This window comes from Psychrobacter sp. NPDC064578, assembly GCF_044901245.1.
GTDB lineage: Bacteria > Pseudomonadota > Gammaproteobacteria > Pseudomonadales > Moraxellaceae > Psychrobacter > Psychrobacter cibarius_C.
In genome coordinates, this window is record NZ_JBJDPI010000002.1 from 20,078 (window position 1) to 41,638 (window position 21,561).

Genomic DNA, 21,561 nt, shown 5'->3' on the forward strand with positions numbered 1-21,561 from the left:
AGTTAAAACGTACGCACATCGACAAAGTGACCGGCTAACGCTGCTGCAGCTGCCATCGCTGGACTGACCAAATGGGTACGACCACCATTGCCCTGACGACCTTCAAAGTTACGGTTAGACGTTGAAGCGCAATGCTCTTGTGGCTCAAGCTTATCCGCATTCATGGCAAGACACATCGAACAACCCGGCTCACGCCACTCAAATCCAGCCTCAGTAAACAAGGCATCTAAGCCTTCTGCTTCAGCCTGCAACTTCACTTGCCCAGAACCTGCCACAACGATGGCTTCTTTGATATTGTCAGCGACTTTACGACCTTTAATGACTGCGGCGGCATCACGCAAATCTTCAATACGCGAATTGGTACATGAACCAATAAAAATGCGATCAAGCTGGATATCGGTAATCTTTTGCCCAGCGTCTAAACCCATATAGGTATAAGCACGTAACCAGCCTTCTTCTTGCGCCTCATCTACTGCTTGATCAGGTGTTGGTACAGATTGAGTGATATCGACAACCATTTCAGGAGAGGTTCCCCAAGAGACTTGTGGCGCTATTTGGCTACCATCCAACTCAACCACGGTATCAAATACCGCGTCATCATCTGAATATAAGGTACGCCAGTAAGCTTCGGCTTGCGCCCATTGCTCAGAGGTTGGCGCATAAGGACGACCTTTGACGTACTCGATGGTTGTGTCATCGACCGCAACCATACCCACGCGAGCACCCGCTTCGATCGCCATGTTACAAACGGTCATACGACCTTCCATACTCATCTCTTCAAATACTTGCCCAGCAAATTCGATAGCATGCCCTGTCCCGCCAGCCGTGCCAATCTTTGCAATGATAGCAAGTACCACGTCTTTTGAGGTCACGCCAGCACCAAGCTTACCAGTGACGCGAATTTGCATATTTTTTGATTTTTTCTGAATCAAGCACTGAGTTGCCAATACATGCTCAACCTCTGATGTGCCGATACCGTGCGCTAAGCAGCCCAGCGCGCCATGAGTGGCAGTATGCGAATCACCACAAACAACCGTCATACCCGGTAACACCAAACCTTGCTCAGGGCCAACGACGTGTAAAATGCCTTGACGAGCATCATTAATCGTAAACTCAGCGATATCAAATTTGGCGCAATTTTCATCCAATGTCACTACCTGCAAGCGTGATACCTTGTCCTTGATACCAGGCACGCCTTCTAAACGCTCTTTAGTGACTGTGGGTACGTTATGGTCAGGACTGGCGATGTTAGCCGACAGGCGCCACGGTGCTCTATTGGCCAGCTCCAAGCCTTCAAATGCTTGCGGACTGGTCACTTCATGCAACAGATGGCGGTCGATATAAATCAGGCTCGAACCATCGTCACGCTTGGTGACTTCGTGAGCATTCCAAAGTTTGTCATATAACGTTTGACCTGCCATGTTGCTATCCTTTATTGGTTGCTAATTACTGGTTTTTTTACTTGCTTATAGTCATTCCACTATAAAATTATTACAGCGTTAACCTCGCTTGAAGTATTAAATATACATCTACACTCGGTTGCCTTGTACTACTTTTAAATTGAATCGACTATAGCCTATGGTAAAAATTTTATACGTCGCGATACTTTATCATCAGCGGCATCGTCAGCAGCGCTTGTATCAAAATCGATATTTTTATATTGGCGATTTTACATTGATGACCATTATCAGCGCTTAAAACGTGCGATGAGCTGCAAATAGTCAATTTAATAGAATAAATATGTCACAATACGCCTTGATGTCTTGTGATTATAGCAGGCTAATCCTATAATAATAATTGATGATTTTTGCCCAGACGCAAACTTTTATTTCTAATACATTGTGATTGGGTCAGCCAACTTTTATTTATAGCTCGCAAAGTAGCTAAGGACATCCGTTTGAACACCACAAACTTGACGACATTCGTTACCGTTATGCACACTGGCAGCATCTCAGGTGCCGCAGAAAAACTGTTTATCACACAGCCTGCCGTCAGTAAACGCATCAAAAATTTGGAAGATGAATTCAACATTACTTTGTTTGATACGGTGGGACGCGGCATTGTACCAACCCAAGCAGCCAATGAAATGCTGCCGCATGCCAAGCGGTGGCTAGAAGATTATGAGAATTTTAAGATTAATCTGCAACACTCTCAGCATATCGTATCTGGTAAATTAGTGATCGGCACCAGTCATCATATTGGCTTGCACCATTTAGCGCCTGTACTTAAGCATTTTATCCAAGCTTATCCTGCCGTACAACTAGAAGTACATTTTGTTGATTCAGAAAAAGCGCACAAAGCCGTACTCGATGGCGATTTATCATTAGCATTTTTAACACTGCCGCCCGTTTATGATAAGCGCTTGACCTATCATACGCTATGGTCAGACCCTCTTTACTTTATGACAGGTACGCTATCGCCTTTAGCGACCAAATCTAATGTGACACTAGAGCAATTGGCGCGCTATCCTGCTATTTTACCGTCTGCTAACACTTTTACCAGTCAAATTACCTTGGCTGAATTCGCTAAGCACAATCTGAAACCCTATGCCACGATGAGCACCAATCCTCTTGAGTCTATTCGCATGCTGGTTTCTGTTGGTCTGGGATGGTCTGTATTACCGCAAACCATGATTAGTCAAGATTTAGAACGTATCGATATGGCAGACAATATAGAGTTACAACGCTATTTGGGTGTGGTTATCAATCCGAAATTGACGCAATCTAGCAGCGTTACTGCTTTGTTAGACTTGTTAGCGCCTATTGAATAAGACTCTCGCTAAATGAGGATTAGAGCGTGCTATGGAATCTAAAAAGCACGCTATTCGCATTTACAACCCTCATGCGTTATAATACGCTTGACGTTGTTTTTATAACAAAAATTTACTATAAGAACACTGATAGTCATATATTGAACACTTCGAGTAATATATGATGGTTAACAGTAGGTTTAATGGTTTTAAATGATTGGTTATATAGGTGGCCAATACTGATAAATGAGTCGCAAATGCGAGCAGTCGATGTAATATGGCATTCTTATTGATCTCTAAGCACTGCGAATTCGTATTAGCCCTAGAACAGCATCAATCATATAAAACTAACAGCAGATATTGAATAAAAGCCATTATGTCCTACTTAATGGCTTTTTTCGTCTTTAGATATTGTTTGGGACATCGTCCTATAACACTTAATCTTTATAGTTAAAATAATTACCGCCAACCATGTTGGTTAAGGACAATTTATATGAACGGAGTTTCTAGTGGCGTGCTGGTATCACTTGGCGCCTATTTTTTAGTGATGATTGGTATTGGCATTTACGCTTACTTTAAGCAAGCCAATGATACTGAAGGCTATATGTTAGGAGGACGCAGTTTAGGTCCCGCAGTCACTGCACTATCGGCAGGTGCATCAGATATGTCAGGTTGGTTACTACTTGGCTTGCCCGGCTATATGTATGCTGACGGTGTCGTGAGTATATGGATCGCACTTGGTTTGACACTTGGTGCATTTTTAAACTACCTTATCGTGGCACCTCGCCTTCGCGTTTATACCGAAGTGGCTGACAATGCCATCACTCTACCCGATTATTTCGCCAACCGCTTTGAAGATAAGTCGCACATGCTGCGTGTTATCTCAGCCGTGGTTATCATTTTATTCTTCACGGTTTATACTGCTGCAAGCCTAGTAGGCGGTGGTAAACTCTTCGAAAGCTCACTAAATCTTTCTTATAGCACTGGTCTATGGGTCACCGCTGGCGTTGTCGTTGCTTATACGTTATTCGGTGGTTTCTTAGCCGTTTCGATGACTGACTTTGTACAGGGTATCATCATGCTGTTTGCGATGGTCATTGTTCCTGTCGTCGCTTTCACTGATCTGGGTGGTATTTCAGCCACCACACAAGCGGTTAGAAATATTGATCCAAGCTTGCTTAACATTACTAATGGGATGAGTATCCTTGGCATTGTGTCATTGATGGCATGGGGTTTAGGTTATTTTGGTCAGCCACATATCATTGTACGTTTTATGGCCATTCGCTCAGTCAAAGATGTTCCTACTGCCCGTAACATCGGTATGAGCTGGATGATTGTCAGCCTTATCGGGGCACTGATGACAGGTTTTGCTGGTCGTGCGTATGTGCAAAAGACAGCGATGACTTTAGATGATCCTGAAACCATCTTTTTAGTATTTACGCAGTTTTTATTCCATCCATTGGTTTCAGGCTTCTTATTAGCTGCAATTTTAGCTGCGATTATGAGTACCATCTCATCACAGCTATTGGTGGTATCAAGCTCATTGACTAAAGATGTCTATAAGTTGTTTTTTGATCAAGATGCACCTGAGGCGCGTCAAGTATTGGTCGGCCGCATTTCCGTAATCATTGTCGCCGTTGTTGCCATTTTACTGGCGTCTAATCCAGAAAGCTCAGTATTGAATTTGGTTTCTAACGCTTGGGCAGGGTTTGGTGCCGCATTTGGACCGTTGGTTATTTTCAGCCTAATCTGGCGCGGTATGAACCGTAACGGTGCAGTTGCTGGTATGGTCGTCGGTGCATTGACGGTTATTCTATGGATTTATGGTCCTTTCCAGATGAACGGCATGGCACTCAATAGCTGGTTATATGCTATCGTTCCAGGCTTTATCTTAAGTACAATCGCCATTTTTGCGGTAAGTATCATGACAGGCGGTCCAAAAGCCTCTGTTACTGCGAAATTTAAAGAAATGGAACTCAATTTAAATAAATAGGCTTATCGCTACAATCATCACTATAAAAAAAACCTCACCATCATTGGTGAGGTTTTTTTATTACTGGCTCAAAGCGTCAAATAGGTTACGTCAAAAGGTCTTTGTTAATAACACCGTTGCAGACTTTTCATCACGATCATCATAGTAAGCAAAGTTACTTGAAGTTGTTTCATAATCAAAGACCAAACGCGGTGTCAAACCATACAAGGTAAAATCACGTTTCCAGACTTGCAAACCTAATGAAGTGGATTTGTCTTCTCTGGTTGAGCCCGGCACGCCGCCTACCGCATTATAATAGCCTTTCCATGCGCCACTTCCTGCTGGATAAGCATCGGCAGGATCGTCATAGTCCTTGATACCATAACCTACTGTTGCTAATGTTGAGAGTCCACGCCTCCATTCACGACCCCAACCAGCGTTTATAGAATTACGATCATAGCTAATAATACTCGACTTGGGCACATCGTTTCGATAATTACCTACACCCCCATAAAAGTATTCCTTGGCATCCTTAATATAAAAAGCATTTAAACCAAGGAATCTGCCATCTGTTTCGCGATTTGCATTGCTATCATCTTCAAAGGTTTCTTTGGACAAAATACCAGTCGCTGACAGTTTTAGCTTGGGCCTAACCCAGCGTGAGCCGCTGACAGTTGCGCCTTTACGCAAACTATAGGGCGCTTCATCATAATAGCGTTTGGTGATAAATGGGGTCAAAGAAACGTCGTTTTTGGCATCATCGTAGCCGACTCCAGTAGAGGCAGTGAATAGATAATCATTATAGTCAGGCTCATCCCAATATCCTTTTAGGGATGCATTACCACCCACTGTGGCATAGAAATTATTCGGTAAGTTAAAGCGTTTATTCGCGCTAGCAGACAACTGAAGGCCATTGGCTGATTTTTGCTCAATCGAGCGCCCTAAGTCAGATTGAATAGATGACGATGGCGCATCATTAATATTATTCTCTCTTACATAACTGGCAGAGGCATTGAATTGCCATTTTTCTGAACTATTGATCTGCGCCAATGAGTTTTGCACCCTAGCCATGACAGGTGCTGGTAACTCAACTGCCTGCAATTTTAGAAACTGCTCCTTTGCCGCCACATACTGCTTGTCTGCTTGCATGGCAATGGCCATATTCAAACGTACCGGATGAAAGTCTGGATCAGTTGCAAGCATGTCACGATAAATGGTAATGGCTTGTTTGTTTTTGGCTTCACTGCGATATATGAGCGCATCAGCGAATTTGATCAGCATTGGATCATTGGTTTTTAACGCTTTGTAATGCGGCAATAACTCTTTAACCGTTACCATATCTTGTGCAGACAATGCATCATTTAAATACTTGCTAAACGCTGCTGGATTGGCTTTTAGCGCTTCTAGATTATAAGCCGTTGCCTTGGCAAGTTGCTGACGACTTCTAATAGCATCTTGTGCTTCAGAATCTGATATAGCGGTAGAGGGTGCAGTAGGATCTGACACAGAAGTCTGATTTTCGCGTCTAAGCAACTCCGCAGCTTGATCAAGATCGGGTTTTATTTCTGGTAATTCTGGTGCTGCCATAACGGGTAGAGAAATCGCCATCATCGATAGTAAAACAGAAGCGGTGAGCGGTTTACGTATATATTGATTATTCATGGGTATCCTTACCTAAGTACGATCATTAACTTTCCAAACACTTTCCCAACTTTAGTCATCCTAAGGGATTTTAATGGTTTAATCGAGCAAAAAAGCGCCCTAGGACGCTTTCTCTTTTGTATCATACAGTCATATTATCTTATTGCTTTGCCGCACCGAACGTTCCTTGGAATTTAGTCCCCGTACCAGCTGCAGTTCCTTTTCCACCTTGATCAGATACATCTTGATAAATACCGCCTAAGAACTTCGCACCTTCACCATAGAAACCACCTGCGGTATCGATGCCATTTTTATTACCCACAAAAGTATTGCCCGCAATATCTGCATCAATTTTGATCTGATTGCCAGCAGGCATATATTTATAGTCCGTACCAGTAAATGATAATGTGCCATCGACTGAGCCATTGACAAAATCAACGTTGAAAGCAGAAGTACCATTAACTGGGGCTGTCGAAGCATTATCCGCTAAATGGATATTTTCAATATAAGTCGCACTGCCTGTATATTGAGCCTTACCATCATTAACACCTTTCAGACTGTCCATACCTGCTTGCGAGGTTAAGTAGCCTTGTACATATACATTGGCTGCACGTGAGACATCGCCTGCAAACGATGAGTTAAGATTGCCATATACATGACCAATCTGCATTTGATTGTCAAAGTTCTCATAAACAGCGCTGTATTGATAACTTGGATTAAGGTTACCTCTCCCTGCATCAACTGTGACTGCGCCAGTTGCATTGGTCAAAGACACCTCTATTGGTTTAAGGACCGTGTCTGGCTTAACCATATCAGCAAGTACTTTGCCTTTACTAAAGCTATTGAAATTGTTGCCTTTGCGATTGTCTATTGGGACATTAGAACCATCCTTAACGTTCGTTTCTGTCCATGCCGATTTATCATCTCTGATTTCCACATAACCAATCGCGTCTACCAGTTGACCTTGACCCAATGGTAATGTTTTATTTTTGCTACTTAAGGCGGTAGATTGGAAGCCTGTCATTGTAGACTCTACTGGAGCAGGAGCAGCGCTTGGATCTACTTTGCTAGCGCCATAAGTGCCTTTACCACCAGAAACTTGATAAACACCACCTAATAGACCTGCATCTTCACCAAAGAAACCCCCTTTAGTATCAACCCCATTCCAATTACCAGCAAAGGTATTTCCAATAATCTCGGCTTTGATTTTCTTCTCACTGACATTAGAACCTTCAAATGATAACGTACCATCTATTTGACTGTCGACAAAGTCCACATCAAACTCAGAGGTACCTATAATCGGATTAACACCAATGATTTCTTGCTCACTATTACCAATATAAGTGGCATCACCTTTATAAGCTACTTTGCCATCATTAATACCATTATCAATATTGTATTGTGACAAGCCTTTCATGTACTGCATATCGTCAGTGCTTGTACTGTTACCTTGTACGTAGACATTAGATAAGGTGTCTAATCGAATTCCATTGTTTGTCGTTTTGAGATCACCGTATAAATGACCGATTTGCATCTGATCATTGTAGTTTTTATAAACAGACGTATATTTGAAACGTCTGTTCAAATACCCTGCTGGCAATGAATATAAAGCACTCTTTTTAAATCCTGCTTCGTAGTCCTCATCACCTGCATCTCGTAACTTAAAGTTAGTAGTAGTATTTTTATCAAAACGTCCAGACCCAGTTTCTAATAAATTAACTTTAAGCGTATCGTAGTTAGCAGAAGTATTGGTATTGATAGCGCTATTGTCACTACCTGAGATCGTATTTTGGAAACCACTTATTGTTGCATTCACTGGAGACTGTGGATTGGTTGGTGCTGGTGGTAACTGCTGCGATGCTTCAAGAGCCTCTTCTGCAGCTTTTGCTCTAGCTTCTGCATCTGCTTTCGCTTGTAAAGCTTCATCAGCGCGCGTTTGAGCAGCAGCAGCTTGTGCTGTCGCATCTGCGGCTTGCTGATTGGCTTCTGCGACTTTTTTATCCGCTTCCACTTTGGCCTCACCAATCGCTTTGTCTGCAGCATTTTGTGCTGCTTGTGCAGCTTGTAATGCGGCGTCTTTTGCAGTCTCCGCAGCTTTTCTTGCAGCTTCTGCCGTCGACAAGGCTTGTAATGCAGCGGCTTCAGCCATTTCTGCTGCGGATGCACGTTCTAGGGCAGCAGCTAATTGCTTTTCACCATTACCAGCATTGGCTAGAGCGTCTTCTGCTCTTTGTAAGGCTTCTTGTGCTTTGACAGCGTCTGCTTGAGCTTTATCAGCAGCAGCTTTAGCAGCATTTGCCTGTGCCTGAGCATTAGCGATGGCAGCATTAGCAGCAGCTGCGGCTGCTTGAGCGTTTTTGGCAGACTGCTCAGCAGCGGTTTGTTTATCGCTGGTCGCGCCATAAGTTCCTTGGGCATTATTGCCAGCGTAAACACCGCCTAGGTACTGGGCATCACCACCAAAGAATCCACCTTCGGTTGTATAGCCTGCATTGTTAGCAGCAGTCCCTGAGAATTGGTTGCCATTAATGCTGGCGGTTAAACCAATTTTACCGGCTTTATTAAATGTGAGATCCCCTTTTACGTTTTTAGCCACAAAGTCTGCGGTGAATACTGATTTGCCAAATTCGATATCATTACCTAAACCAAGTTCACGATAAGTAGCATCACCGGTATAACCTACTTTACCTTCGGTTGGTATATTGGCAGCTTGAGTAGCATTACCAGTAACGACAACACCATTCACGGGTAGGGTTGAGACTAACAATGCTACTTCAGCGGCACCATCGATATGACCGATGCGCATGTCATCGCCAAAGTCTTTATAAGTTGAGGTGTAGTTAAGTGGTAAGGTTTGACCAATTGCTGCGACGATAATTTCAGTATCGCCTTCATAGGTTTTAAACCCGCTCTGAGTTTCAGTATCGTTGGCCCCTGATGTTACGATAGCGACTTTAGGTAGTAGACCAGGTTGATCTGGCGTGGAGGGATCTTGTGAAGCGATGTCAGCTCTAGCATCTACTGTGGAACCATCTGCGCTGATGTCAAAGTCGCGGGTGGTGGTATTAAATACACCCAATGATCCAGCGTTGATATTCAGCGACTGCACGCCAGATTTCTCTGCTTCAGGGGCATTCTTAATGGTGGCGGCAGCTAAGGCATCTTTAGCAGCTTGGGCGGCAGCTTGAGCCGCAGTTACTTGGGCGGAAGCTTGAGCAGAGGCAACGGCTTGAGCTTGCTGAGCTGCAGCGGCTTGGGCATTAGCGGCGTCAAGAGCGACTTGGCGACGGTCAACTTCTGCTTGTAAAGCTTCGGTGTTGCCACCTGAGGCAAGTGCGGCGGCTAAAGCTTTCTCTGCAGCTGCTAGATCATCTGTTGCTTTCAATAAATCAGCTTTAGCTTTGTCTGCTTCGCCTTGGGCTTTATCTGCTTTTTGTTTCTCAAGCGCAGCTTGGGTTTTGGCAGCTGTGGCTTGTTTTTCTGCTTGAGTTTTGGCTTCTTCTGCAGCTTTCAAAGATGTCTCAATCTCTTTAGCCTTGGCCTCTGCTACGGTTGCACGATTATCTGCGGCTTTAGCCTTTTCTTCAGCCGCTTTCACTTTGGCAACTGCATCGGCGGCGGATTTTTTAGCGGCTGTTATTTCCGTTTTAGAAGCTTTTGCAGCCGCTTCAATTTTTGTTACCGCCTCTACTCGAGCGGCTTCTGCAGAGAGCTTGGCTTTTGCAGCTTCATCTTTTGCAGCATCTATCGCTGTTTTAGATGCCGCCATTACCTTCTCTGACTCTTTTCCAAAACTCTCTTGGGCTGCTTTAAGAGCATCTTGCGCAGCTTTGGTTTTTGCTTCTGCAACCTTGAGCGCTTCTTGTGCAGCTTTAGTTTTTGCTTCTGCAGCTTTGATAGCCTTTACTGCGTCAGCATTGCTGACATTGCCTCCACTATCAACATTTCCGCCACTTTCTGATCCTATTACAGGTGACGACTTAGGCGTAACCGTGCTATCACTACCGCTCGTTGAACACGAAGCTAAAATGACAGTGGTTAAAATAACCACGCTGGCTTTGAGCGGTGTCTGTAGTTTTTTTACGGCAGATATCGCTGGTATCAAATGATGATTAAATGACATTCGTCTTCCTCCATGAAGAACTGGTAATATTCCATTATTTACTAACTTAGACACAACATATATTCAGTGCCTTGAATAGATAAACAAATGTAATATAAAAAGTCAATTAATATTATTCAAATATTAATGTCGGTAACCTTTAGTTACTAAATAAATTCAATCAATAAGTTAAATGATATAAATCGTATTACGTAAACAATAAACAACAAAATTTTAATATAATGTATAACTGAAAATTTATCTTTTATAAAAAATAAAAACGAATTATTGTTAATTAAAATCCTAAAAAACTATCCTTAATATTCAATAAAATCATAATTTTAACTATAAAAATCACTAAAAATTTATTTCATTTTAAAAAGGTTGATGCCAGCGACAGATAGCGTTATTTTATTAAAATAGGTAAAAAATAGAATATCAGCCAATAAATACATTAAAAAGTTATATTGATTATTAAAAACAACTACTTCAAAAATAATATCCTTAAATTTTATTATTATTATTTATATAATATAACTAAAATCTGACTATATAGACAAACATTAGTTAATCAATAAAATTCTTATCATTTTATAAGAACCCTCTGCTCATCTTCACAGTCACAATATCAGGTATATAGATTCAGACATAAAAAAAAGCACCCTAAGGTACTTTTTTTATGTCTGAATTAAGAATTTATATGATCTTTATTTGGAATTAGGCTGCTTCTCAGCACCAAAAGTACCTTGGAAAGTAGTACCTTCACCTGGCTGAGCACCTTTACCCCCTTGAGTTAGAGCCTCTTGATAAACGCCACCTAAGAAGTTAGCATCCTCACCGTAGAAACCACCTGCTGTATCGATACCATTCTTATTACCAGCGAAAGTATTTCCTGTAATATCTGCATTGATATCAATCTTGTTACCAGTAGGCATGTAACTATAATCACCTGCTGCAAAAGACAGCGTACCTGCAACTTTACCACCAACAAAGTCTACGTCAAATGCTGAAGTACCATCAACTACTGGTCCACCACGAACACCATCTTTTAGATGTAGATTTTCCATGTAGGTAGCAACACCGCCATAAGCCACCATACCGTCATTGATATTATTATCGATATTGTATTGTGCTAAGTCTTTCATGTACTGCATGTCGTCAAGATTGGTACCGTTACCCTGTACGTAAACAGTAGAAACACGAGCTAAGTCACCTAAACCAAATAGGTCAGTTCTAGGATCACCATAAACATGACCGATCTGCATTTGCGAATCAAAGTTCTTATAAACAGATGAGTAATTGAGGTCTAATGCTACAGGACCTTGAACTTTAGTAGACTCAGTATGCAACTTAAATCCATTACCGTAATCTGTGTCTGCGTCTCCACTTATATTGATTAAAACTTGCTCTTTCACAGAGTCAGGTTTGGTCATGTCAGCACGAGCTATGAATTTATCATAACCAGTGAAATTATTTCCAGCACGATTATCTACTGGCACCTTAGAACCGTCTACATCTACCGTTTCTTTAAAGTCAGACTTGTCATCACGTATTTCTGCATAACCAATGGCGTCAGCTGTAAAGTTACCTTTTTTACTACTTAACGTATTGCTTTGGAAGCCAGTAAACTCAGTATCCACTTTAGCATCTGGATTAATAGGCGCTGTTGGCGTTGGCGTTGGCGTTGGCGTTGGCGTTGGCGTTGGCGTTGGCGTCGGCGTTGGCGTCGGAGTCGGCGTTACAACCTTATCTTTTTCTGCCCCATATGTACCTTGAGCACCGTTACCTTCGTAAACACCGCCTAGGTATTGGGCATCACCACCGAAAAAACCACCTTCGGTCTTGTAACCATTATTAGCTGCTGCTGTGCCTGAGAACTCATTGCCTGTGATATCAGCGGATAAACCAATGTTTTTATCACTAAAAGTGAGATCGCCTTTGACGTTCTTAGCAACAAAGTCTGCGGTGAATGCTGAGGTGCCATATTCAATAGCTTTGTCTAGACCAAGCTCACGATAAGTAGCATCACCGGTATAACCTACTTTACCTTCGGTTGGTATATTGGCAGCTTGAGTAGCATTACCAGTAACGATAACGCCATTTACGGGTAATGTTGAACCTAAAGCAACGACTTCTGCTTTACCATCGATATGACCGATGCGCAGGTCATCGCCAAAGTCTTTATACGTTGAGGTATAGTCTAACGGTAGCGTTTGACCAAGAGCAGCAACAACTATATCGGTACTGTCTTTATGAGCTTTAAAACCATTTTGAAGCTCGGTGTCATTTGAGCCTGATGTGTTAATAGCAACTTTCGGTAGTAAACCAGGTTGGTCTGGTGTGGCTGGATTTTGTGAAGCAATATCTGCTCTTGCATCGACAGTAGAACCATCTTCATTAATGGTGAAGTCTCGGGTAGTTGTGTTAAATACACCGAGTGAGCCTGCGTTGATATTTAGTGACTGAACGCCAGTTCTTGTGTCTTCAGGTGTTGGCGTCGGTGTTGGCGTCGGTGTTGGCGTCGGTGTTGGCGTCGGTGTTGGCGTCGGTGTTGGCGTCGGTGTTGGAGTCGGTGTGATTACTGGGCTACTACCATCAAAAATATCATTTAAGGTATATGAATCGCTTCCACTGCTTCCGCATGCGGACAAGATGACAGAAGTTAGTATGACAACACTGGCTTTTAAGGGGGTTTTTAGTTTCTTGGCTGTAGGTACAGCTGATATTGAATGACGGTTAGGTGACATTCGTCTTCCTCCATGGATGATTGATAGATATTCCTTTATCTACTAATTATAGAATTAGTATTTGGGCAATATTTGTAGATGACCAAATTTGATTCATACAAATTATTCATATTCGAACATGTCCTCGATTCAAACGATGAATGTTTAAATGATGACATACCCTAAATAAAGCTTACCTAACTCAATGGTTAAACAAGCTGTTTTCTAACATTTATTTTGAGAGGCTATAGTCAGATGATAAATTACTGGCTCTGATAAGAGAGTTTTACACCAGCGATGTAGCCATCGTTATCTTGAAACTTGCTAACGATACTACCGTTAGGTAGCTGTCCTGTAGCATCGCCAAATTTTAAATATTTTCCGCCCACTGAAACTGCCCATTCAGGTGTCACATTGTACTTAACACCACCACCAAGACTGTAATATCCATCAATAGTACCAAGTGAGCTTATAGGGTCACCTGCACCAGAGTCATAACCAACCACCACTGAGCCAGCCAGCTTCTCATTAAAACGTTTAGCTAAGCCAACATCCACTTTCCATTGGTCTTTATCATAAGACAGTAGAGGTAGTCCCTCTGGAACAGCTGCTTTTGAGTAGGCATTGTAAAGTGGCGGCACAATAGAAAAATCACTCCACGGCACCCAACGTACATCTAAAGTACCTAATAACTGATACTTTTGACTTAATCCAGTTTCAATATTTAAATTGACAGATTCTGGCGTAGTGACAGTAGCATCAGTCGTAGCATACTCACCAATCGATTTTCCAAGATCAGAATTTGGATCAATTCCAAGCTTATCTAGTACTACGCCTTTTAGAGGTGACCCTAATAGTGGCACTCTTTCACCTATTGGTGTCTCATGCTCGATTTCAGAGCGATACGTTAGTGCGGCCTTTAATGCAATCTCAGGTTTACTATAAGCAAGACCAGCTGCCCAACCATAAGCAGTATCGTTATTTACATTCGCATCATAGCCAGTCAATGGTCCATACGCCTGACCACGCAAGTGTACTTCCGCTTCCGCTTTTTGCAATACTGGACCACCATATACTTGGAAGCCATTAGATTTAAAACCAACCAAGCCTGTCCATGTCTCGGTATGGACGCGAACATTAGTATTTTTATCGTAGTCAGGATCTAGTACTGAAGGATTGATAACTTCATTTGGCACTGAAATACCTGAAGATGAGTCTGCTATGGTATCTTTTCCTGCTTGAGATACAAAAGTGCTATTTCCAGTATATTCTACTTCTGCACCCCAAGGTTCATCATAAAACACACCGATACTAACGTTGTCATTGATATCCGTTTTTACACCGTAGCGCATAAAAGAATAGGTATCACCAGTAATATTACCAGTAGGCGCACCTTTCTCATATGAAGCTTCATCTGACGTTATGCCATTTCGTATTTCTGTAGTGGGAGATGTACGAATAGCACCTGCATTATCGTTACCAGAAACATCACTATCAATATAAGCGTAATCAATTTCGGCATAAGTGCCAGAGTTAAAAAAGCCCTTAATATCTTGACCTGAACGATCAAGACCAGCCGCCTGCGTCAACGATGCAGCCGATAAGGTAATAAGAGCGAGAGTGAGTTTAGAGATAGGGAACTGATGAGACACTTAGATATCCTCCATGAATAAAATAACTGGCAAGTAGCTTAGTTGCTATATAACGACTAGTCACTAAAGCTTATGCTGAGCAATCCTTTGCCAAACGACTTTTATACTTAACGATTGAATGTAACTATCGCTTACAAGATTACACTTTCGTTGTTATCAGACATTACTACTATGTAAGATAACGTAACTGATTTCAGTATCATAATTAAAGTTCAGCACTATAGCAACACCCTTTTTAATTTTTTGTGAAGATAGATTTATGTTAACTAATTTATTATAAAAATTATAATGATTTGGACTATGTAAACCATTATTTTTTATGATCAGTCATTAAAAGAACTTGCGTTTAGTTCTCGAAATCTATATAAAGCATTGATTAACAGTAGTATTTTATGATAAAAAAACCAAATTAAAAAAAGCAGCCTCAAAGGGCTGCTCTTTTTCAATCATGCTGAATACAATTTTATTAAAACAAGTGTTCACTTAATATGCGATATTTTCTCACTATTTAATATCTTGATAGGACAATTTCACACCAAATATGTATCCATCATTATCCTGAAAATCACCAACAATTTTACCACTTGGCAACACACCTTGGGCATCGCCGAACCATAAGTATTTGCCACCCGCTGATACTGCCCAGTTTTCTGTCACGTTATACTTTGCACCCAAACCAGCGCTGTAATAGCCTTCGATAGGACCTAACGAAGTGACAGGGTTACCAGCACCACTATCCCAACCAACGGTACCACTAATTGCAAGTGCTGGTGCAACACGTTTGGCAAGACCAAGCTCAACTTGCCATTGATCCTCTTCATACTCAACCAAGTTCAAACCATCAGGTCCATAAGATCTTTTACTAACTTCATTATATAATGGTGGCGTAATCTTAAAGTCACCCCAAGGTACCCAGCGCACTTTTGCAGTTGCTAACGTTGTAGGGTTAATACCCGTTTGAAAATCAAAGTTTACGGATTTAGGAGTAGTAATTTCCATATTACTGGTACGATTGGCTGCAGCTGGATCACCAGCTAAAGCACCTGCAATCGGGTAATTTTCAGCAATCTTCATGTTGTGGTCGATTTCAGAGCGATAGGTCAGCGCTGCTTTTAAGGCAATTTCAGGTTTGCTATAGGCAATACCAGCTATATAACCATAGTCCATATCAGGGCTGTTACGTGAGGTATAGCCAGTAGCAGGACCATAAGCCAAACCTCGTAATTTCACTTCAGACTCAATACGCTGAGCGACTGGACCACCGTATACTTGAAACTCTTTGTTGGCACCAAATTTTGCCCCAAGAATAGCTGTCAGGCTGTTACTACGTACTTCAACATTAGTACCTTCCCCAGCATTAGCTGCTTCAGCATTTGCGATACCTACTGCTCCACGCAAACCATCTAACTGCGCTTGCTGTTCATCTGTCAAGACTCCAGCCGTTTCTCCTGGCGTGAGCGCACCTATTCCAGCCAAAGCTGCGGCATAAGTTGGAGCTTGATTGTTAGTAATAGCAGCGACAGAAGCATCAAGATCGCCTTTCGACACAAAATTGTTATCGCCAGTATATTTCGCTGCTGCGCCAAAAGGCTCATCATATAAAATACCGACACTAAAGGTTTCATTGATATCTGTTTTTACACCATAACGAAAAAAGTCATAATACTCAGCGATATCACCAGTCTTATCACCTCTAACATAGGTATTGTTGCTAGGAACATTATTGGCACTATCATAACCACTAACGTCAGCATCGATATAGGTGTAAACAGCTTCAGCATAGGTGCCATCTTGGAGGAAGGCTGTGACATCTTGACCCGAACGATCAAGACCTGCAGCATTGGTCATAGTAGCTACAGAAATAGTAGCAATAGCTACGGCAAGAGTTTTTAAGTGAAAAGTAGCGCGCATTGTTTATCTCCAAACATCCCAGTTGTTTAACCATTTACATAAACTATAAGCGACATTAATAATCGCAAGATTGCTTTACATAAAAGGTGTCCTGCTTTCGATAGTAATGACTTTTCAATCGTAAAACAATATTTAAAAGAAATTATTTTGTCTTTTATAACGTTATCGTTTTATCTTATTAGCAATTATCTAAACAATTGTTTTACTATAAGCTGAGGCATAAATACTTATATAAAATAATTAAACTATAGTTCATTAATTTTAGCCTCTGAGAATGCCCAATATATTCAATAAAAAACTCTCTAAGTCGAAATTGCTTTATTTTAAGCAAAAAAAAGCGACCCAATCAGGATCGCTTTTTATTATTTAGACTATGGATTTATAATTTAGCAAATTACACATAACATTAGTTTGCTTGGTAAGAAAGCTTCACGCCAAGTGCAAAACCATCGTTGTCTTCAAAGTTACTAACCACGGCTTTAGTCGGAATTTGGCCTTTAGCATCACCGAACCATAGGTATTTACCACCAGCTGATACTGCCCAGTTTTCAGTCACATTGTACTTGGCACCCAAACCAGCACTGTAGTAGCCTTCGATAGGACCTAGCGAGGTTACAGGGTTACCAGCACCACTATCCCAACCGACAGTACCTGTCACTGCTAATGCTGGCGTCATGCGCTTAGCGAGACCTAGCTCAACTTGCCATTGATCTTCATCATAACTAACTAATGCCAAGCCTTCATCATCTTTTGTCGATACTTTACTGACATCATTGTATAGTGACGGTACGATAGCAAAATCACTCCAAGGCACCCAACGGACTTTCGCAGTAGCTAGCATCGTCGGATTGATACCCGTTTGGAAATCAAAGTTGACTGATTCTGGCGTATTGATTTCAATATCAGAATGTCTGGTAGTCGGCAACGCTAGACCAGCGGTAGCACCTGCAGCCGTAGCAATTGGAAAAGTCTCAAAAGCTTTTGCATTGTGCTTGATTTCAGAGCGATACGTCAAAGCAGCTTTAAGTGCAATTTCAGGCTTGCTATAAGCCATACCAGCGATCCAGCCATAGTCTTGGTCATTACTGATGTGAGTGGTATAACCCTTGGCTGAACTGTATGCATCACCGCGCAATTTTACATCTGCTTTCACGCGCTGAGCCACTGGACCACCATAAGCTTGAAACTCTTTGTTAGCGCCAAATTTAGCACCAAGAATACCAGTAATGCTCTCAGTACGTACTTCTACTTGCGTCGCTTCGCCCGCTACTGCTGCTAGACCTTTAGCGGCTTCAAGACCAATAAGCTGACCTTGAGCGGCTTGTAATTCTTCAGCGGTTAAACCACCTGGATTACCTGGAGCAAGCGCCCCTTGCAATTGTGGTATTAATACGTTATCGACGTAAGCTTCGGTAATATTAGGGTTTTTTGTAAAGTCTTGAATGATAGCGTCACGATCACTTTCGGTAACGAAATCGTTTTGACCGTTATAATCAGCGGCGGCACCAAAAGGCTCATCATATAAAATACCGATGCTAAACGTGTCGTTAATATCTGCTTTTACACCATAACGGAAAAAATCATAAGACTCTGCGATATCATTGAGCTTATTGCCTGACAAGTCTTTACCACTCACATCAGCATCGATATAAGTATAAACAGATTCGGCGTAGGTGCCATCTTGTAAGAATGCGGTGATATCCTGACCTGAACGATCAAGACCAGCAGCACTAGCAACGCTAGCAATAGAAAGAGCAGCAACAGCTACTGTGAGAGTTTTCAAATGAAAATTTGCGCGCATTATGTATCTCCAAACGTCCGCATTGTTTTACTACTTTACTTAATTTTAATAAGCAAGCAGCATCCGAGGTGGAGGATAGTAATGATTTTCGAACATTAAAACAACTGCAAAAACACATTATTTCCTGATTATGACTGAACAGTGTCTGTATTTCACAATGCGGATATAATAGTTATAAATTTTCAATCATTTAGTTTTTGCAGATATTAATTTTGCAGGTATTAATTTTGCAGGTATTAATAATGAGGGGGTCTTTCTGCCATTACATCAAAAGGTGCAATGCCGCCTTCAGGATCCTGACTTTCCACTTGTTTATAGATCAGCTGCAACTGTCGTTGTAATGTCTGAATATCTTTATCTTGCCGCGCAATCACCTCATCGAGTCGCTCTACTGTCATCTCTAGATGCGCCATACTCATCTGTAAATCAATGACTTGTTGCGTTTGTAGATCAGCATGCACAGCTAAAGCCTCGTTCTGAGCCTTATCTTGAGGATTAAATTGATTCATATTTTTCTCTGAATTATCATAAACATAAGACTGGTAGGATTCATTAATAAAATGGCTCGATGACCGATACAAAGTAGCAATTAGACGACGATGCTCTTTATAAAATAACAGCCGTTAATAAAAGCCATAAATAGTGCGGATAAAATCATTTACGCTCACTACAGTCACGTGATGGCATGTTATACTGCTCGCAATTTTGTAGCAACCCCTACCTCACTATTATATAAGCTTAAGATATTCTATGGCTCTGATACATTTAAAAGATATCCACCTTGCTTTTGGCGTCGCTCCTGTTCTTGATGGCATTGATTTTGCTATTGAAGCAGGTGAACGTGTCTGTTTAATTGGCCGTAATGGCGAAGGCAAATCCACCTTATTTAAGCTAATTAACGGCACCTTACAACCTGATAGCGGCGAAGTCATTATCAATAGCAGCGTGCGCGTGGCGATGCTAGAACAAGACGTTCCCGAGACAAGCGGACGTATCCTAGACATCGTTATGGGTGGTAGCAGCCGTACGGCTGAGCTGCTTATCAACTACAATGCCCAAACAGATTTATGTGCCAATGGCGACATGGATGCTTGTGAGCGTATGGCCGATTTGCAGCATGATATCGATGCGGTACACGGTTGGGATTTAGAGCGCGAAGCCACCCGCCTTATCAAAACCATGGGGCTGGATCCAGATGATGATTTATCTTCATTATCAGGTGGTCGTAAGCGCCGTGTACTACTAGCACGTTCATTGGTCACCAAACCTGATGTACTGCTGCTCGATGAACCAACCAACCATTTGGACGTTGATAGTATTGAATGGCTAGAGCGCTTTTTATTGGATTGGCAAGGTCTAACATTGTTGTTTGTCACCCATGATAGAGCATTTGTCAATAAACTATCGACTCGCATCATTGAGCTAGATCGTGGTCAATTGACCAGTTATGACGTCACTCAAGGCGAAGGTGGCTATGCACGCTATCAAGAGCTAAAAGAGCTACAGTTACTCGCTGAAGAAAAAAATAACGCCAACTTTGATAAAAAACTGGCACAAGAAGAAGTTTGGATTCGCCAAGGTATCAAAGCCCGTCGTACCCGTAACGAAGGCCGTGTCCGCGAGCTAAAAGCATTGCGTGAAGAGCGTAGCGATCGCCGTGAGCAAGTCGGTAACGTTAATATCACGATGGGTCAAGGCGAGAAAAGCGGTAAGCTGGTCTGTAAAGTCAAAAACTTACATCTTGAGTATAATGGCAACGTATTGGTTGATAACTTTACAACCACTATTATGCGCGGTGATAAAATCGGTATTGTCGGACCCAACGGTGCGGGCAAAACCACACTAATTAAAGCCCTACTCGATATGTCTGATGACGAAGTCACAAAGACTGGTAGTGTTGAGTTAGGTACCAACCTAAAAATCGCTTTCTTCGACCAGTTGCGCGATCAGTTAGACCTTGAAGCCAGTGTGGCGCAAAACGTCTCAGAAGGCTCAGACTTCGTCGAAGTGGGTGGTCGTAAGACACACATCATGAGCTATCTACAAGATTTCTTATTTGCCCCAGAGCGTGCGCGTACCCCAGTCAAAGCACTATCAGGTGGTGAACGTAACCGCGTACTACTTGCCAAGCAGCTATTAAAGCCTGCCAACATTCTGGTACTTGATGAGCCAACCAACGACTTGGATATGGCGACACTTGAGCTACTAGAAGAGTCAGTCGCCAGCTTTGGCGGTACGATTTTGCTCATCAGTCATGACCGCTCATTTATGGACAATGTCGTTACCTCTACTTGGGTATTTGACCAAGATGAAGACGGCAAAGGTATCGTCAAAGAGTATGTCGGTGGTTATCAAGAATACTTGGTACAGAAAAACCGTGAGCAAGCAGCACACGCGGCTAGAGCACCAGCCAATAATGCAAGTACTGCCAGTAAAGTTACCAATAAGACAACCGTAGCAAAACCTAACAAAGCTGCCAAAAAGCTCAATTTCAATGAACAGCGTGAACTGGACAATTTGCCAAAAGAAATCGCTGCACTCGAAGCTGAGCAAGCCCAATTGCAAGAGAAACTGGCTGATGGCTCATGGTTCACCACTGACGTTAATGCAGCGACTGCCGCAAGTGAGCGCCTACTCACGATTGAAGATGAGATGATGAGTAAGCTTGAGCGTTGGAGTGAGCTTGAGAGCTAACGTTAGCGACTAAAGCCATGTTTTATAAAACTTGGAGTTTTATAAAACATGAAAAATAATGAAATAATCACCGTTTTTTTCTTATAAAGCGGTGATTATTGGTTTACGACTACTTACATAGTAGTTAGATAGTGAAAGTTAGTGAACATTACCTTAATTTCGAGTATCATTCGCTATTGCAAAATATCCTTATTAATTATAAGGTCATCACGCTTATAATCCTTGCCAAAAAATCTATGTGAGACATTGATAATGCAGCTATTTTGCATCAATTCTCCTATTCAACCTTAGAGTATGTTCTATCAAGGTTGCT

The 21,561-nt window shown here is 41.9% G+C and carries 11 protein-coding genes; 3 read left to right on the top strand and 8 right to left on the bottom strand.

The features are described 5' to 3' along the window. Positions 1-2: 2 nt before the first annotated feature. Positions 3-1,421 carry a 3-isopropylmalate dehydratase large subunit gene (leuC, locus tag ACI2JM_RS02100; protein WP_404641745.1) on the bottom strand — a complete coding sequence of 473 codons (1,419 nt, stop codon included), beginning with the start codon at positions 1,419-1,421 and terminating at the stop codon, positions 3-5. A gap of 476 nt (positions 1,422-1,897) precedes the next feature. On the opposite strand from leuC, the gene ACI2JM_RS02105 reads away from it, so the two are divergent. Then, a complete protein-coding gene (locus ACI2JM_RS02105) occupies positions 1,898-2,770 on the top strand; it encodes a LysR family transcriptional regulator (protein ID WP_045446822.1) in 873 nt (290 codons plus the stop codon). A 472-nt stretch (positions 2,771-3,242) separates the two neighbouring features. Beyond that, positions 3,243-4,742: a sodium/proline symporter PutP gene (gene putP / locus ACI2JM_RS02110; protein WP_045446819.1), complete on the top strand. Its 1,500-nt coding sequence runs from the start codon at positions 3,243-3,245 to the stop codon at positions 4,740-4,742. Between the two features lie 90 nt (positions 4,743-4,832). On the opposite strand, the gene ACI2JM_RS02115 is transcribed toward putP, so the two are convergent. The 7 genes from ACI2JM_RS02115 to ACI2JM_RS02145 form a co-directional block, all read right to left on the bottom strand. Next, positions 4,833-6,383 (bottom strand): surface lipoprotein assembly modifier, encoded by a 1,551-nt coding sequence (locus ACI2JM_RS02115; RefSeq protein WP_404641748.1) that lies wholly within the window; start codon positions 6,381-6,383, stop codon positions 4,833-4,835. Positions 6,384-6,522: 139 nt separating this feature from the next. Further along, positions 6,523-10,485 carry a transferrin-binding protein-like solute binding protein gene (locus ACI2JM_RS02120; RefSeq protein ID WP_404641750.1) on the bottom strand — a complete coding sequence of 1,321 codons (3,963 nt, stop codon included), beginning with the start codon at positions 10,483-10,485 and terminating at the stop codon, positions 6,523-6,525. A 686-nt stretch (positions 10,486-11,171) separates the two neighbouring features. Beyond that, positions 11,172-13,211 (bottom strand): transferrin-binding protein-like solute binding protein, encoded by a 2,040-nt coding sequence (locus ACI2JM_RS02125; RefSeq protein WP_404641752.1) that lies wholly within the window; start codon positions 13,209-13,211, stop codon positions 11,172-11,174. 242 nt (positions 13,212-13,453) lie between these two features. Next, positions 13,454-14,842, bottom strand: a complete 1,389-nt coding sequence (locus ACI2JM_RS02130; RefSeq protein ID WP_201605251.1) for a hypothetical protein — start codon at positions 14,840-14,842, stop codon at positions 13,454-13,456. 504 nt (positions 14,843-15,346) lie between these two features. Further along, positions 15,347-16,753, bottom strand: a complete 1,407-nt coding sequence (locus ACI2JM_RS02135) for a hypothetical protein (RefSeq protein WP_404641754.1) — start codon at positions 16,751-16,753, stop codon at positions 15,347-15,349. 406 nt (positions 16,754-17,159) lie between these two features. Continuing rightward, on the bottom strand, positions 17,160-18,554 hold the full coding sequence (locus ACI2JM_RS02140) for an outer membrane protein transport protein (RefSeq protein WP_201501507.1): 1,395 nt from the start codon (positions 18,552-18,554) through the stop codon (positions 17,160-17,162). Between the two features lie 236 nt (positions 18,555-18,790). After that, positions 18,791-19,063 (bottom strand): SlyX family protein, encoded by a 273-nt coding sequence (locus ACI2JM_RS02145; RefSeq protein ID WP_045455183.1) that lies wholly within the window; start codon positions 19,061-19,063, stop codon positions 18,791-18,793. A gap of 241 nt (positions 19,064-19,304) precedes the next feature. Here ACI2JM_RS02145 and ACI2JM_RS02150 point away from each other — a divergent pair, with 241 nt between their 5' ends. Further along, entirely contained in the window at positions 19,305-21,248 is a 1,944-nt protein-coding gene (locus tag ACI2JM_RS02150; protein WP_404641757.1) for an ATP-binding cassette domain-containing protein, read from the top strand. The last annotated feature ends 313 nt before the right edge of the window (positions 21,249-21,561 follow it).